The sequence below is a fragment of the Streptomyces sp. NPDC055506 genome (assembly GCF_053643595.1).
The window spans coordinates 1-14,265 of the sequence record NZ_JBSHKH010000048.1; the positions used below are offsets into that span (position 1 = coordinate 1).

13 protein-coding genes are annotated in these 14,265 nt (G+C 73.3%); 8 read left to right on the forward strand and 5 right to left on the reverse strand.

The features are described 5' to 3' along the window. Positions 1-79: 79 nt before the first annotated feature. Positions 80-262, reverse strand: a complete 183-nt coding sequence (locus ACWIF2_RS19660) for a hypothetical protein (RefSeq protein ID WP_382487386.1) — start codon at positions 260-262, stop codon at positions 80-82. A gap of 316 nt (positions 263-578) precedes the next feature. Here ACWIF2_RS19660 and ACWIF2_RS19665 point away from each other — a divergent pair, with 316 nt between their 5' ends. Beyond that, positions 579-3,404: a DEAD/DEAH box helicase gene (locus ACWIF2_RS19665; RefSeq protein WP_454361852.1), complete on the forward strand. Its 2,826-nt coding sequence runs from the start codon at positions 579-581 to the stop codon at positions 3,402-3,404. Continuing rightward, a complete protein-coding gene (locus ACWIF2_RS19670; RefSeq protein WP_454361802.1) occupies positions 3,401-4,678 on the forward strand; it encodes an SWIM zinc finger family protein in 1,278 nt (425 codons plus the stop codon). Before ACWIF2_RS19665 ends, ACWIF2_RS19670 begins: the two co-directional genes overlap by 4 nt. Here ACWIF2_RS19670 and ACWIF2_RS19675 read toward each other — a convergent pair. Both ACWIF2_RS19675 and xylA read right to left on the reverse strand, forming a co-directional pair. Further along, on the reverse strand, positions 4,667-4,987 hold the full coding sequence (locus tag ACWIF2_RS19675; protein ID WP_454361803.1) for a hypothetical protein: 321 nt from the start codon (positions 4,985-4,987) through the stop codon (positions 4,667-4,669). The two genes, ACWIF2_RS19670 and ACWIF2_RS19675, sit on opposite strands and share 12 nt — an antisense overlap. Positions 4,988-5,156: 169 nt before the next feature. Beyond that, complete coding sequence (gene xylA, locus ACWIF2_RS19680) at positions 5,157-6,323, reverse strand: xylose isomerase (protein ID WP_454361805.1); 1,167 nt, start codon at positions 6,321-6,323, stop codon at positions 5,157-5,159. Positions 6,324-6,464: 141 nt separating this feature from the next. On the opposite strand from xylA, the gene xylB reads away from it, so the two are divergent. From xylB to ACWIF2_RS19710, 6 genes are all read left to right on the forward strand, one after another. Continuing rightward, the gene (gene xylB / locus ACWIF2_RS19685; RefSeq protein ID WP_454361807.1) at positions 6,465-7,907 is read left to right on the forward strand and encodes a xylulokinase; all 1,443 of its coding nucleotides are present in this window, start codon (positions 6,465-6,467) and stop codon (positions 7,905-7,907) included. Between the two features lie 15 nt (positions 7,908-7,922). Beyond that, positions 7,923-9,131, forward strand: coding sequence for an ROK family protein (locus ACWIF2_RS19690; protein ID WP_454361809.1), 1,209 nt, complete (start codon positions 7,923-7,925; stop codon positions 9,129-9,131). 142 nt (positions 9,132-9,273) lie between these two features. Further along, a complete protein-coding gene (locus ACWIF2_RS19695) occupies positions 9,274-9,876 on the forward strand; it encodes an N-acetylmuramoyl-L-alanine amidase (protein WP_454361811.1) in 603 nt (200 codons plus the stop codon). A 115-nt stretch (positions 9,877-9,991) separates the two neighbouring features. Then, on the forward strand, positions 9,992-10,387 hold the full coding sequence (locus ACWIF2_RS19700) for a luciferase domain-containing protein (RefSeq protein WP_454361813.1): 396 nt from the start codon (positions 9,992-9,994) through the stop codon (positions 10,385-10,387). Positions 10,388-10,390: 3 nt separating this feature from the next. Continuing rightward, complete coding sequence (locus ACWIF2_RS19705) at positions 10,391-11,563, forward strand: bifunctional class I SAM-dependent methyltransferase/NUDIX hydrolase (RefSeq protein ID WP_454361815.1); 1,173 nt, start codon at positions 10,391-10,393, stop codon at positions 11,561-11,563. Positions 11,564-11,683: 120 nt separating this feature from the next. Next, positions 11,684-12,928, forward strand: a complete 1,245-nt coding sequence (locus tag ACWIF2_RS19710; RefSeq protein ID WP_454361817.1) for a phosphodiester glycosidase family protein — start codon at positions 11,684-11,686, stop codon at positions 12,926-12,928. 69 nt (positions 12,929-12,997) lie between these two features. Here ACWIF2_RS19710 and ACWIF2_RS19715 read toward each other — a convergent pair whose 3' ends face one another. Both ACWIF2_RS19715 and ACWIF2_RS19720 read right to left on the reverse strand, forming a co-directional pair. Next, entirely contained in the window at positions 12,998-13,192 is a 195-nt protein-coding gene (locus ACWIF2_RS19715) for a hypothetical protein (RefSeq protein ID WP_189724366.1), read from the reverse strand. Between the two features lie 111 nt (positions 13,193-13,303). Further along, entirely contained in the window at positions 13,304-14,167 is an 864-nt protein-coding gene (locus ACWIF2_RS19720) for a phosphatidylinositol-specific phospholipase C/glycerophosphodiester phosphodiesterase family protein (RefSeq protein WP_454361818.1), read from the reverse strand. Positions 14,168-14,265: the final 98 nt, after the last annotated feature.

Sequence of the window (14,265 nt, forward strand, 5' to 3'; positions counted from 1 at the left end):
CTGCCGCCGGAGGTGAGGCCGACGGCCTTGTCGCCCGAGAAGAGCGAGCCGCCGCTGTCGCCGGGCTCGGATCAGCGCCTCAGCGACCGAGTTCCTTACGGGTGGCGCGGCGCAGCCTGCGCCGCTGCGACGGGTCCAGCGTGAGATACGCGGCGGCCGGGACTCCCAGGATGATCAGGAGCGATGCCCACCAGGGCAGCCAGATCAACAGGATGAGCCCGGCCGCCACACCGCCCGCGGCGATCTTGGCGTTCTTGGACATGTCTGTCGCCTCCTTCGCGGCCACTGCCGCTCTCTGTCTCGAAAACGGGTCCGCGCTTGCGGCGGTTCCTGACCGCGCCCCTGAGACATCCCTGAGGTGCGACCCCTACACACCCCTGACCTCCTCATAGTGACCCAGGTCACACACTAGTCATACCCGTGTGCGCCAGACGTGCTGTACCCTCGGCGACTCCGACCAACTAGTCAAGTTTGAGGAATCAGCCATAGCCGAGCATCCGACTCCCCCGGCACTCTCCTCCTCACCCTCCTCAACTCTCCCCGCCACCACCTCCGCACCGACCTTCGTCTGTTCCGAACTGGCCCGCTGCCGCACCGTCTTCCTGCCCGGCGACCCGGCCCGCACCGGCGGCATCGCCTTCTGGCGGCCCGACGGCAAGGTCCCGCCGGCCATGGCATCGGCGTCCGCCGCGAACCTGACCGTCGTCGTGCCCGGCGGCGACGGAATCGGGGCGGAGAGCGTGCCCGCCGTCCTGGTGCCGGTGCACGCGGCCCTGCCGGTCCTCACCCGCGCGCGGGTGAGCGCGCAGGGGCACCGGTCCACCGTGTTCTGGGGCGCCGCGGCCGTGCACGCCCTGCACCTCGTGGCGCGCGGGCTGCTGTTGCCGGGGCTGTCCCCGGGCGACCACGACGCCTGGCGCACGGGTCCCCTGCGCGCCCAGGACGTCGAGGCCGTGCGCCGGCTCGCCGCCGCGATGCCGCCCGAGGCGCACGCCGTGCCGCTCGCGGGCCCGGGGCCGCTGCGGCTGCCCGACCCGGAGCGGCTCCTGCGTGCCTTCCTCGACGCCGTCGCCGACACGCTGCCCCGCTCCCCCGCCGCGCCGCTGGTGACCGGCGGCCCCGCCTACGCTGCGCCCGAGCCGGTACACCTCCCCGAGCAGCGCGCCTGGGCCGCCGACGTCGCCGCGGGCCACGACGCGGGCGTGCGGCTGTCGCTGCGGATCGAGGCGCCCGGCCTGACGGACGCGGTGGCCGACACGGACGTGACGTTCCGGGCCGTGCTCCAGATGCACAGTGTGAGCGACCCCGCGCTGGTCGCGGACGCCGCTGACGTCTGGGCCGGTGCCAGGGGCGAGGCCTTCGGCCCGCGCGCGCGGATGGACGCGCTGCTCGCCCTGCGGCGCGCGGCCCGGGCCTGGGCCACGCTCACGCCGCTGCTGTCGGCGACCGTGCCGGACGCGGTCGAACTCGCCGACGAGGAGGTCACCGAGCTGCTCGGCGCGGGCGCCCGTGCGCTGGCGGCGGCCGGAGTGGACGTGCACTGGCCGAAGGGACTGACCCGCGAGCTGACCACGCGCGCGGAGGTGGGGCCGGTGGGGACCTTCGGCGACGACGCGGAGGAGCAGGAGTCCGGGTCCGTAGCGGCCCTGCCGTCGTTCCTGTCCGCCGACGCGCTGCTGGCCTTCAACTGGTCGTTCGCGCTGGGCGACCGGCGGCTGAGCCGCGAGGAGCTGGACCGGCTCGCCGAGGCGAAGCGCCCCGTGGTGCGCCTGCGTGACCAGTGGATCCTGATCGACCCTCAGGAGGTACGGCTCGCCCGCTCCCGGCAGGACCACAAGGTCACACCGGTGGACGCGCTGGGCGTGGCCCTGACGGGCTGGGCCGAAGTGGACGGCAGCCGGGTCGAGGTGCGGCCCACCGGGTGGCTGGCGGCCCTGCGGGAGCGGCTCGCGGACCCCGAGGCGCAGCAGCTCGTGGAGCAGCCCGCCGCCCTCGCCGCCACCCTGCGGGACTACCAGCGGCGCGGCCTGAACTGGCTCGCGGGTATGACGTCCCTGGGCCTCGGCTGCTGTCTCGCCGACGACATGGGGCTCGGCAAGACGATCACGCTGATCGCCCTGCACCTCCACCGGCAGAGTGACCCCGAGTCCGCCGGACCCACCCTGGTGGTCTGCCCGACGTCCCTGATGGGCAACTGGCAGCGGGAGATCGAGCGGTTCGCGCCCGGCACCCCCGTGCGGCGCTTCCACGGAGCGCGGCACGGCCTCGACGACCTGGCCGACGGGGAGTTCGTGCTCACCACGTACGGCACGATGCGCCTGGACGCACCCCGGCTCGCCGGGGTGCCGTGGGGCATGCTCGTGGCGGACGAGGCCCAGCACGTGAAGAACCCGTACTCCTCGACCGCGCGGGAGCTGCGTGCCATCGGCGCACGCGCGCGCGTGGCGCTCACCGGCACCCCGGTGGAGAACAACTTGTCGGAGCTGTGGGCGATCCTCGACTGGACCACTCCGGGGCTGCTGGGCCGGCTCGGCACCTTCCGCAGGCGGTACGCGGAGGCCGTCGAGGGCGGTCAGGACCCGGCCGCCGCGGACCGCCTGGCCCGGCTCGTACGGCCGTTCCTGCTCCGCCGCCGCAAGGCGGACCCGGGGATCGCGCCCGAGCTGCCGCCGAAGACCGAGACCGATCACGCGGTGTCGCTCACCCAGGAGCAGACGGGCCTGTACGAGGCGGTGGTGCGCGAGGCGCTGGCGGAGATCTCCGGCGCCGGCAGCATGGCGCGACGCGGCCTGATCGTGAAGCTGCTGACCGGCCTCAAGCAGATCTGCAACCACCCGGCGCAGTACCTCAAGGAGGAGCGCCCGGTGATCGCCGGACGCTCCGGGAAGCTGGACCTGCTGGACGAACTGCTCGACACGATTCTCGCCGAGGAGGCGGGCGTGCTGGTCTTCACGCAGTACGTCCAGATGGCCCGCCTGCTCGAACGGCATCTGGCCGCCCGGGGCACGCCCTCGCAGTTCCTGCACGGGGGGACGCCCGTCGCCGAGCGCGAGGCCATGGTGCGGCGCTTCCAGGACGGCGAAGTGCCGGTGTTCCTGCTGTCGTTGAAGGCGGCGGGCACCGGTCTGAACCTCACCCGGGCCGAGCACGTCGTGCACTACGACCGCTGGTGGAACCCGGCCGTCGAGGCGCAGGCCACCGACCGCGCCTACCGCATCGGCCAGACCCGGCCCGTGCAGGTGCACCGGATCATCGCGGAGGGAACCATCGAGGACCGCATCGCCGAACTGCTGGTCCGCAAGCGGGAGCTGGCGGACGCCGTCCTGGGCTCCGGCGAGGCGGCGCTCACGGAGCTGACGGACGCGGAACTGGCGGAACTGGTCGAACTGCGAGGGGCGCGATGACCCGGCACGACGGTGACATGGAACGTACGTTCGCGGCACTGCCGCCCGCGCACGGGCGCGGCTTCGCACAGACCTGGTGGGGCCAGGCCTGGCTGAAGGCGCTGGAGGACACGGCGCTGGACTCGGCGCAGCTCAAGACGGGCCGCCGGCTGGCCCGCGCGGGGGCGGTCGGCGCGGTGTCGGTGCGCCCGGGACGGCTCACGGCCGTCGTCCAGGACCGCGACCGCACGGCGCACCGGGCCGATGTCCTGCTGGAGCAGCTCTCGCCCGAGCAGTGGGACCGCTTGCTGGACATGACGGTGGAACGGGCCGGGCATGTGGCGGCGCTACTGGACCGGGAGATGCCGCCGCACCTGGTCGAGGACGCGGCGGCCGCAGGTGTCGAACTGCTGCCGGGCCTGGGCGATCTGGAGCCGGAGTGCGACTGCGGCGCCTGGGACCACTGCGGGCACACGGCGGCGCTCTGCTACCAGGTGGCGCGGCTGCTGGACCAGGATCCGTTCGTCCTGATGCTGATGCGGGGCCGCGACGAGACTGCCCTGCTGGACGATCTCCAGACCCGCGGCGACCGATCCGCCGCGGAGCCTTCCGGGCCGGAGGGTGTGGACGCGGACGAGGCGTACGCGGCCGGTGACATCCTGCCCCCGCTGCCGGCCCTGCCCGAACTTCCCGACGAGCCGGGGGTACCGCCGTCCCTGGACAGCGAGACTCCGCCCGCTCCCGGCATCGACCCGGCCGCGCTGGAGTTCCTGGCCGCGCGGACCGCCATACAGGGCCACCGCCTGCTCGCGGAGGCCCTCCGGGGGGCCTTCGAGGCGGAGCTGACGGTGACGCAGGACGCGGTGCGGCTGGCCGCGGGCGATCCCGGAGGCGATGTGGCGGACCGTCTCGCCGACGGGTCGGGACGCGGCCGGGAGGGCCTCGAAGCGGCGGTCCGCGCCTGGCACCTCGGCGGTACGGCCGCGCTGGCCGTGCTCGACGAGGAGTGGCGAGTGGAGGGCGAAGCGCTCGCACGCGCGCGTGCCGCCCTGGGGTCGGCCTGGGATGCGGACGAGCGGCCGGAGCTGCGGGCGCGGGCCAATCGGTGGACGGTCGTCGGCGCACCGGTCCAGCTGCGCCTCGGCCGGGACGGCCGGTGGTGGCCGTACCTCGAGGAACGCGGCCGCTGGATGCCGGCGGGAGTCGCCGCACAGGATCCGGCGACAGCCCTGACATCGGTGGAGCCGGCCACGGGGGACGGAGCCGCACCGGAAGGAACGCCCCTACGGCAGTAGTTCGCCGGCGTCCAGGGACGGGAGGAGCGATTCGAGGTCGCTGGGCAGCTCGCTCGGCAGTCGGCTCGGAAAGCCCGACGGCAGCCGGGTCCGCAGCTCGCTGGGCAACGCGGTGGGCAGCTTCGTGGGGATGCCGTAGGACGGACCAGGGGTGCGGCTCGTGCTGCCGGCGGGCGGCTCCCGGTCCGGCGAGCCGTCGCCTCCTCTGGCCATCAGCACCACCGCGGACACGGCTGCGGCGGCCACGAGCACGGTGAGCAGGATGAACAGCGGATTCCGCCGCTGTGGCGGTACGGGCGGCAGGGCCATACCGACCAGGGTCACCGTGCACCGCTCAAGGCGCGAGCGGTGCACGGGAGTTGATACGGACCCATGGCGTGGATCGCATGATTCCGTGGCATTCCAGGCGGTACGGCCGACGCACGCGCGGGCACGCGCGAGAACGCGCACACGGTCACGCGTGCACGCGCGCGTGGGCTCAGCCGCGCGCCCCCAGCAGATGGTCCATCGCCAGCTGGTCCAGGTGCTCGAAGGCCATGCCGCGGGCGGCGGCCGCGTCGACGTCGAAGGCCTCGAAGGCGGACCGGTCGGCGAGCAGGGCCTGGAGGCCGTCAGCCGCGGTGGGCTGAGCCAGCTCGTCCAAGCGGGCCGCGCGCAGGGCCTCCTGGACCTCCGGGTCGGCACGGAAGGCCGCGGCGCGGTCCTTGAGGATGAGGTAGTTGCGCATGCAGCCGGCCGCCGACGCCCACACCCCGTCCAGGTCCTCGGTCCGCGGGGGCTTGAAGTCGAAGTGCCGCGGACCGGTGTAGCCGGCCGACTCCAGCAGGTCGACCAGCCAGAACGCGGCACGCAGATCGCCGGCGCCGAAGCGCAGGTCCTGGTCGTACTTGATGCCGGACTGGCCGTTGAGGTCGATGTGGAACAGCTTGCCCGCCCACAGGGCCTGCGCGATGCCGTGCGGGAAGTTCAGCCCGGCCATCTGTTCGTGCCCGACCTCGGGGTTGACGCCGTACAGCTCAGGACGCTCCAGGCGGTCGATGAACGCCAGCGCGTGGCCGACGGTCGGCAGCAGGATGTCGCCGCGCGGCTCGTTCGGCTTGGGCTCGATGGCGAAGCGCAGGTCGTAACCCTGGGAGGTGACGTACTCGCCGAGCAGGTCGAAGGCCTCCTTCATCCGGTCCAGGGCCGCGCGGACGTCCTTGGCGGCACCGGACTCGGCACCCTCACGGCCGCCCCAGGCCACGTACACCTGGGCGCCGAGCTCGGCGGCGAGGTCGATGTTGCGGATGGTCTTGCGCAGCGCGTAGCGGCGCACGTCGCGGTCGTTGGCGGTGAACGCGCCGTCCTTGAAGACCGGGTGCGTGAAGAGGTTGGTGGTCGCCATCGGGACCTTCATGCCCGTGGCGTCCAGGGCCTGCCGGAAGCGCTTGATGTGGGCCTCGCGCTCGGTGTCGCTCGAGCCGAACGGGATCAGGTCGTCGTCGTGGAAGGTGACGCCGTGGGCGCCGAGCTCGGCCAGCCGCTGCACCGACTCGACCGGGTCGAGGGCACGCCGCGTGGCGTCGCCGAAGGGGTCCCGTCCCTGCCAGCCGACGGTCCACAGGCCGAAGGTGAACCTGTCCTCGGGGGTGGGCTGGTAGCTCATGCCGCGGCTCCTCGCTCGCTGAGACTATTTCGTCATGGCGATTTACAAATTAGTATGCGAGCACCTCTCTGGGAAGAGACAAGGTGTCTCGGAACGAGAGAAGCAGGACCGGAGAAGGACGAGAGCAGAGGGAGAAGCCCGATGTCAGCAGCCGAGGGTCCGCTCGTCGTCGGCGTGGACTCGTCCACCCAGTCCACCAAGGCGCTGGTCGTCGACGCGGCCACCGGCCGGGTCGTGGCGAGCGGCCAGGCCCCGCACACCGTCTCCTCGGGGGCCGGCCGCGAGAGCGATCCGCGCCAGTGGTGGGACGCGCTGTGCGAGGCCCTGCGCCAGTGCGGTGACGCGGCGCACGAGGCCGCCGCGGTGTCGGTCGGCGGGCAGCAGCACGGACTGGTCACCCTGGACGAACGGGGCGAGCCGGTGCGTCCGGCCCTGCTGTGGAACGACGTGCGCTCGGCGCCGCAGGCACGCCGGCTGACGGAGGAACTGGGCGGCGCGAAGTTCTGGGCCGAGCGCACCGGAAGCGTCCCCGCCGCCTCGTTCACGGTCACCAAGTGGGCCTGGCTGGCGGAGCACGAGCCGGAGGCGGTCCGGGCCACGAGGGCCGTGCGCCTCCCCCACGACTACCTCACCGGGCGGCTCACGGGGCTGGGCACGACCGACCGCGGCGATGCCTCCGGGACGGGCTGGTGGGCGTCCGGGACGGAGTCGTACGACGAGGAGGTCCTGGCGCACGTGGGGCTCGACCCGGCCCTGCTGCCCCGTGTGGTCCGGCCCGGGGAGGTGGCGGGCACGGTGCACAGCCACGATCTGCCGTTCTCCAAGGGCACTCTGGTCGCGCCCGGGACCGGCGACAACGCCGCGGCGGCGCTGGGCCTCGGGCTGCGTCCGGGTGTGCCGGTGATGAGCCTCGGCACCTCGGGCACTGTGTACGCCGTGTCCCGGCACCGGCCCGCCGATCCGACCGGCACGGTGGCGGGCTTCGCCGACGCCCGCGGCGACTGGCTGCCGCTGGCCTGCACCCTGAACTGCACACTCGCGGTCGACCGTGTCGCGACACTGCTGGGCCTGGACCGCGACGCCGTGGAACCGGGTAAGGCCGTCACCCTGCTGCCCTACCTGGACGGCGAGCGCACCCCGAACCTGCCGAACGCCTCCGGCCTGCTGCACGGCCTGCGTCACGACACGACCGGCGGCCAGCTGCTCCAGGCCGCCTACGACGGTGCCGTGCACTCCCTGCTCGGCGCGCTCGACCTGGTCCTGGACCAGGACGCGGACTCCTCGGCGCCGCTGCTGCTGATCGGCGGCGGCGCCCGGGGCGCGGCCTGGCAGCAGACCGTACGCAGGCTGTCGGGGCGTCCCGTGCAGGTGCCCGAGGCCAAGGAGCTGGTGGCGCTCGGGGCCGCCGCGCAGGCGGCCGGGCTGCTGACCGGGGAGGACGCGGCGGCCGTGGCCCGCCGCTGGGACACCGCGGCCGGGCCGGTGCTCGACGCCGTCGAGCGGGACGAGGAGACGCTGGCCAGGATCGCCGGGGTACTCTCCGACGCGGCCCCGCTGCTGGAGCGGCCCACCGACACCCACTGAGGACTGGCGTCAGGCATGACCGCACCGCCGCACGAGGCTCACCCTGCCGGGCCGGGACGCGCGCTGCCCGACACCCAGCAGGGCATGCGCCGCCGCAACCTCGCCCGTGTCCTGCACGCCGTCCGCGCCGAGGGGCCGCTGTCCCGGGCCGCCGTCGCATCGCGGATCGGACTGACCCGGGCGGCGGTGTCGACGCTCGTCGACGAACTCGTCCGCTCGGGGCTGATCGAGGAGCTGGGGCCCGAGCGGCCCGGCCGGGTGGGCCGACCCGGCTCCGCGCTCGCCGTCAGCGCACGGGGCCCGGCCGGGATCGGCGCGGAGATCGGCGTCGACCATCTCGCGGTCTGTGCCGTCGATCTGCGCGGCACGACCAGGGCGCGCGCGGTACGGCAGGGCGCGAACCGCGGCCGCTCCCCCGGGCCCGTGACGGCGGAGCTCACCGAACTGATCGGCCGGGTCGTCGCCGAGGCGGAGGGCGAGGGCCTGTGGCCCGCCGGGCTCGCCGTGGCCGTACCGGGTCTGGTGGCGCGCGACGCCCGGACCGTCGTACGCGCCCCGAACCTCGACTGGCGCGACACGGACCTCGGTGCCCTGCTGCCGGCGGGCCTGCCGCTGACCGTGGACAACGAGGCCAACTTCGGCGCGCTCGCCGAACTCTGGCTCGAGGACGGCACGCCGCGCGACTTCCTGCATGTGTCGGCGGAGATCGGCATCGGTGCGGCCGTCGTCGTGGACGGCGGACTGCTGCGGGGAACACGCGGTTTCGCGGGCGAGTTGGGACATGTGCCGGTCCGGCCGGACGGGCCGGCGTGCGCGTGCGGCGGGCGCGGATGCCTGGAGCAGTACGCCGGTGAGGAGGCGGTGCTGCGTGCGGCGGGCCTGGAGCCGGGCGAAGACCGAGTGGGGCTGCTCGCGGGGCGCGCCGCCCAGGGCGACGAGGACGTACGCCGTGCCCTGCGCGACGCGGGCACCGCGCTCGGTGTCGCCCTGACCGGGGCGGTCAATCTGCTCGACCCGCAGAGCGTGGTGCTGGGCGGGGAGCTGTCCGGTCTCGCGCCCTGGCTGCTGCCCTCGTTGCGGGAGGAGCTGGCGCGGCGCACGGCGGGTCCGGCCTGTCCCGTGTCCGTGTCACGGCTGGGCCCCGAGGGGCCGCTGCTGGGGGCCGCGCACTCGGTCGTGCGGGCGGTGCTGGACGATCCGGCGGCGGTCGCCGAGCGGGCCTGAACCCACGGACAGCGCGAATCACCCGCAGAGGTGGGCGAGTTATCCACAATCGTCGGCCGGTCCACCGAAACATCTCGCTCCCTTCTGACGGACCGGCAGGCGCCGTAACGTGATGATCCGTCGAAGCGAAAGGCATCCCGTCATGGACCAGGCAGCACCGCTCCCCAGCAGGCGAGGCATCCTCGTGGGCGCCGCCCTCACCGCCGTCCCCTACGTCCTGCTCCCCGGCACACGGGCCGCGGCCCGGCCCCAGGCCCCCGACCACCCCGGGGCCGAGTGGCACCCGGCGACCGGCTCCAATTACACGGCGTCGAACCGCCCCCGCGGCCATCCCGTCGACCGCGTGGTCATCCACGTCGCGCAGACGACCTTCGCCGGGACCCTCTCCATCTTCCGGAACCCGAGGAAGCAGGTGTCCGCGCACTATGTGGTCCGCTCGGCCGACGGCCATGTGGCGCAGTGCGTGCGCGAGGCCGACATCGCGTGGCACGCGGGGAACTGGGACTACAACAAGCGCGGCATCGGCATCGAGCACGAAGGCTGGGTCGACCAGCCCGCTTACTTCACCGACGCCGTGTACGAGGAATCGGCCCGGCTCACCGCGGCGATCTGCGCCCGGCACGGCATCCCCCGGAACCGGGACCACATCATCGGCCACCACGAGGTACCGGGCAGCGACCACACCGACCCGGGCCGCCACTGGGACTGGAAGCGCTATATGAGACTCGTCAGAGACTCCGACTGAGAGAAAGCATCCCGAGCCCTCCCAGCCCACCTCACGTCCTCCTCCCCACCTCACGTCCCGGTTACAAAGCGCTCAACCTCTGGTTGCGGCACGGTAAGCGCGCAACGATGGGGCCATGACTCTGGCCCAGCGCGCCATGGAGCGCCTGCAGGCCTGGCCCGACCTGATACCGGGCCCGGCGAGTTGCGGTACCGGACGGGCGATCCGTTCCGTCCGTGACGAGATCGTCCACTTCCACTCGGCACGGGACGTGGACCTCCACCTCACCCACCGGGCCATCCAGCGGTTCCACTACGACCTCGCCGGTTCGAGCGCGATCCACCTGGTTCCCGGTTCGTGCTGGGTGACGGTCCACCTCGACTGCGAAGCGGACGTCGACCTGCTGCTCAGCCTGGTGAGCATCGCGCTCAAGGCCCACCAGACCCCGCCCGCCGCCGACGAGCCGCGGCCCGCCGGATGCAACTTTCACCGTGTCAGGGTGCTTCCGCGCGACGCCGCCGCGGGCGGCTGAGCCTTGGTGACACGATCGGAGGAGGTCAACGCCGAGGCCTGGCGCGCGTACGGAGCCCATCATCTGCGGCGTGGCACCGAACTGTCCGAGGTGACGCGGATCGACTGGGGTGTCGAGGGCACCGGCCCGGGGAGCGAGGTCCTCGGGGAGCTCTCGGGCCGGCGGGTGCTGGACCTCGGATGCGGTCCGGCCCGGCACGCCGCCCATCTGGTGCGTGCCCACGGCGCGCTGGTGGACGCGGTCGACGCTTCGGCCGGACAGTACGAGCGGGCCAGCGCACGGTACGGCTCGCTGCCCGGGCTGCGGCTTGTCCTGGCCGACGCGGTGGAGCATCTGCGCACGGCGGAGCCGTACGACGTCATCTACTCCCTGCATGCCGTCCCGTTCCTCGACCCGCACCGGCTGCTGCCCGCCCTCGCCACGGCGCTCAAACCGGGCGGCAGGCTCTGCTTCACCGTGCTGCACACCAACTCGCGCGGTGACGGCCCCTCGGACCGGGTCACGGCCCGGCCCGAGATCCTGCGCATGGCCGGCGGCGGTGACACCACCGTCCACATGTGGGTCCTCACACCGGAGCTCTGGACGGAGCTGCTGACCGAGTACGGGCTGCGCGTGGAGCACGTCGACGTCCTCGACACACCGCAGGCCGGCAACCACGCGTCCTACCGGCTCTTCCAGGTGACCCGGCCCGTCCGCGTCTCCTCCCGGCCGCGCGTCGACCGGCCGCCGCCGGCCCATGCCGCGCTCGGGGTCGGCGCCATCCTGTACGGGCCCCGCGGACTGCTCCTGGGCCGGCACCGGCGCGGGACGTGGGAGCTGCCCGGCGGGACGGTGGAGCCCGGGGAGTCCTTGCGGGACACGGTGGTGCGCGAACTGGGCGAGGAGACCGGGCTCACGGCGCGGCCGGAGGACGTCCGGCTGCTGGGGACACTCCTCGACGATGCCGGCGGGGTCGTCCGGGTGACCGTCGCCGCCCGGGTCACCGCCTGGTGGGGCGAGCCGGCGGACCAGCCGGACGAGAGCGTGGGCCGCTGGCGCTGGTTCGGCCTGGACCGGCTGCCTGAACAGCTGTTCGTGTGCAGCGCGCAGGCCCTCACGGCTTGGCGGCCCGGCCTGCCGATCGACCACACGCCCGCGCACTACACGCCGTACACCACCGGGACGGACGGCGGCTGAAGCACCCGGAGGGGTGTGTTTTTCCGACTGTTTCCGCGTAGTCGGCGGTAAGCCGTACTCCTGAGCCCCCACGTCTGCTCCACTGCCCTCAGGACATCTGACGAGACATCAGGGGGCACGGTGACAGGTCGTCACAAGCGACGCGGAGCAGGCAGAGCAGGCAGAGCGGTACTGGCGTTTCTCACGGCCTTCGGCGCACTGGCCGGTGCGGGTGTGGCGGGGGCGGCCGAGGCCGACGCCGTCCAGAAGCGCGTCCGTGTCGCGCCGGGCGTCACCTACGAGCACTTCGACATCCAGGCGGCCAAGGGAGTGGCGCACGCACATGTGCTGAAGGTCGACCTCGGCAACCCGCGCGTGCAGGTCGATCTGCTGTACCCCGGGGCGGTGGCCTCGCGCGCGCAGGTCTCGCGGATGGCCGACGCCCAGGGGGCCGTCGCCGGTGTCAACGGCGACTTCTTCAACATCACCGAGACGCAGCACCCGGGCGTCGAGGCGACCGGCGCGAGCGTGGGTCCGGCGATCACGGCCGGGCGGACGCTCAAGGCGGCCGTGCCGAACGGCCAGCGGTTCGGCCCGGAGCTGCCGCCCGGCACGACCACTGAGGACGTGTTCGGTGTCGGCGCCGACGGACGGGCCCGGCTGGACCGGCTGGCCCTCGACGGATCGGTCCGCACCGCCGGGACACGGCTGCCGCTCGGCGGGCTCAACCAGTACGCGCTGCCGGTGGGTTCCGTCGGCGCGTTCACCTCCGAGTGGGGCAGCGCCTCCCGGGTGCGCGCCACCTGCGGCACGGACACGGACCGAGCCGCCCCGTGCAGCACCGACACCTACGAGGTGACGGTCAGCGACGGCAAGGTCGTATCGGCCGCCGACACGCCCGGCCGCGGTCCCATCGCCGTGGGGACGACCGTGCTGGTCGGACGGGAGGCGGGTGCCCAGCGGCTGCGGAAGTTCTCCACCGGCGAAGCGGTCGAGATCGAGCACCGTCTCGTCGCGGCCACGAGCGGCGTCCCGTACCGTCTCGCCCTCGGCGGCTACCCGGTCCTCTCGGGCGGCCGGCCATTGCCGGGTCTGGACGACACGACGTCGGCCGTCCGCACGGCCGTGGGGCTCGCCGACGACGGGCGGCGCATGCTGCTGCTCGCGCTGGACGGTGGCACCGCCTACCGCAGCGGCCTGACGATCGCCGAAGTGGCCGACACCATGCGGCGGCTGGGCTCACGGGACGCCTTGAGCCTGGACGGCGGCGGGTCGTCGACGCTGGTCGCCCGGAAGCCGGGCGCGAGCACGGTGTCCGTACGCAACCACCCCAGCGGCGGCGCCGAACGCGCCGTCCCGAACGGCATTGGCGTGTTCTCAGGCTGACGGCCTCAAAGCCTCCAGACCTCAAGGCCTCCAGACCTCAAGGCCTCCAGACCTCAAGGCCTCAAGGCCTCAAGGCCTCAAGCTGCTGACGATCTCCGCCGTCGCCGTGATGCCGCTGTGGATGGTGGGAGCGATGCTCGTGCTGGCCAGATAGAAGCCGAGCAGCAGACAGACCAGCGCGTGGGAGACCTTCAGCCCGCCGTTGCGCAGGAAGATCACCGCAAGGATCACGAGCAGCAGCACCACAGAGATGGAAATGGCCATCGTCAACTCCTCCGCCACGCCGCCCTATCCGTTTCACGGCGTTCGGCCGTAAGTGTGGCGTAGCGGAGGGTTCGTCCGGGTGGCTGACCTGTCCGCCGAACGTGTGAAGTCCTACGCCGCCCGGCGCGCGTCCAGGAACGCCTCCAGTCCGGCGAGGTCGTCGGTGTTGAGGTGGTCGACGTCCGCGGCGAGCAGTTCGGCCCACACCGCGTCCCGGGCGGGTCCGGCCAGATCCGGGGTCGCCCAGAACCGCACCTTCTGCCCCCGCGTGTGCGCGGCCCGGACGATGCCACGCAGCTTCTCCCGCTCGGCATCCGGGAACGCTCCCACGCCCTGCCAGGTGAAGTTGAGCGTCCAGTTGTCGCTGATCAGCGGGACGAAGGAGGCCGGAGCCTGGCTGCCGAGGTCGGCGAGGCGGCCGTCGTAGAAGGCGCGCCGGACGCGCTGGGCCTCCATGGGGACGCGCGCCGCGCGGTCGCCGGAGATCACGGCGGTGACCGGGCCGGGGAGGACACGGCCGTGGGCGTAGGTCGTGAACAGGTGGCGGTAACGCCGCAGATGGCGGTCGAGCTCGAGATACGTCGACGAGCCCTCGGTCTTGATGTCGACGAGGAGTTGCAGGGAGCCCCGGTACCCCCGGTACACGCGGCCCTTGTTGGCCCGGACGCGGGCGGCGAGCGGGTCGAGATAGAGGGACTCGAGGGTGCGGGACGGGTCGAGGTCCTCCGGGTCGTGGGCGACGAGCAACTGGTCGCCCACGAGGTAGATGTCGGCCTCGACGCTGCCGAACCGGTGGTCGAGGGCGTCGAAGAGGGGGCGTGGGTGCTCGTAGTCGTTGTGGGCGTGGGCGCGCCACAACGGGCGGCGCCCGTGCCCTCGCCCGCCGGCCGCCGCGGAGGCGGCGGGGAGGGCGACCGAGCCCGCGAGGGCGGCGCCGAGGGTGGTGAGGGCTCTGCGACGGGTGGTGAGGGCCATGCTCTGCCTCCCTGGAAGTGCCGTACGGGAACCCTGTGAGTATGGGTCCCGGCCGATCCAAGAGGCAGGCCCGCGAACGGAGTTGGCCGGACTGCCGC

Excerpts from the sequence above, each read along its gene's own strand:
- xylA (WP_454361805.1), bottom strand. The coding sequence starts at position 6,323 with ATGAGCTACCAGCCCACCCCCGAGGACAGGTTCACCTTCGGCCTGTGG.
- ACWIF2_RS19715 (WP_189724366.1), bottom strand. The coding sequence starts at position 13,192 with ATGGCCATTTCCATCTCTGTGGTGCTGCTGCTCGTGATCCTTGCGGTG.
- ACWIF2_RS19720 (WP_454361818.1), bottom strand. The coding sequence starts at position 14,167 with ATGGCCCTCACCACCCGTCGCAGAGCCCTCACCACCCTCGGCGCCGCC.
- ACWIF2_RS19675 (WP_454361803.1), bottom strand. The coding sequence starts at position 4,987 with ATGGCCCTGCCGCCCGTACCGCCACAGCGGCGGAATCCGCTGTTCATC.
- xylB (WP_454361807.1), top strand. The coding sequence starts at position 6,465 with ATGTCAGCAGCCGAGGGTCCGCTCGTCGTCGGCGTGGACTCGTCCACC.
- ACWIF2_RS19700 (WP_454361813.1), top strand. The coding sequence starts at position 9,992 with ATGACTCTGGCCCAGCGCGCCATGGAGCGCCTGCAGGCCTGGCCCGAC.
- ACWIF2_RS19670 (WP_454361802.1), top strand. The coding sequence starts at position 3,401 with ATGACCCGGCACGACGGTGACATGGAACGTACGTTCGCGGCACTGCCG.
- ACWIF2_RS19695 (WP_454361811.1), top strand. The coding sequence starts at position 9,274 with ATGGACCAGGCAGCACCGCTCCCCAGCAGGCGAGGCATCCTCGTGGGC.
- ACWIF2_RS19690 (WP_454361809.1), top strand. The coding sequence starts at position 7,923 with ATGACCGCACCGCCGCACGAGGCTCACCCTGCCGGGCCGGGACGCGCG.
- ACWIF2_RS19660 (WP_382487386.1), bottom strand. The coding sequence starts at position 262 with ATGTCCAAGAACGCCAAGATCGCCGCGGGCGGTGTGGCGGCCGGGCTC.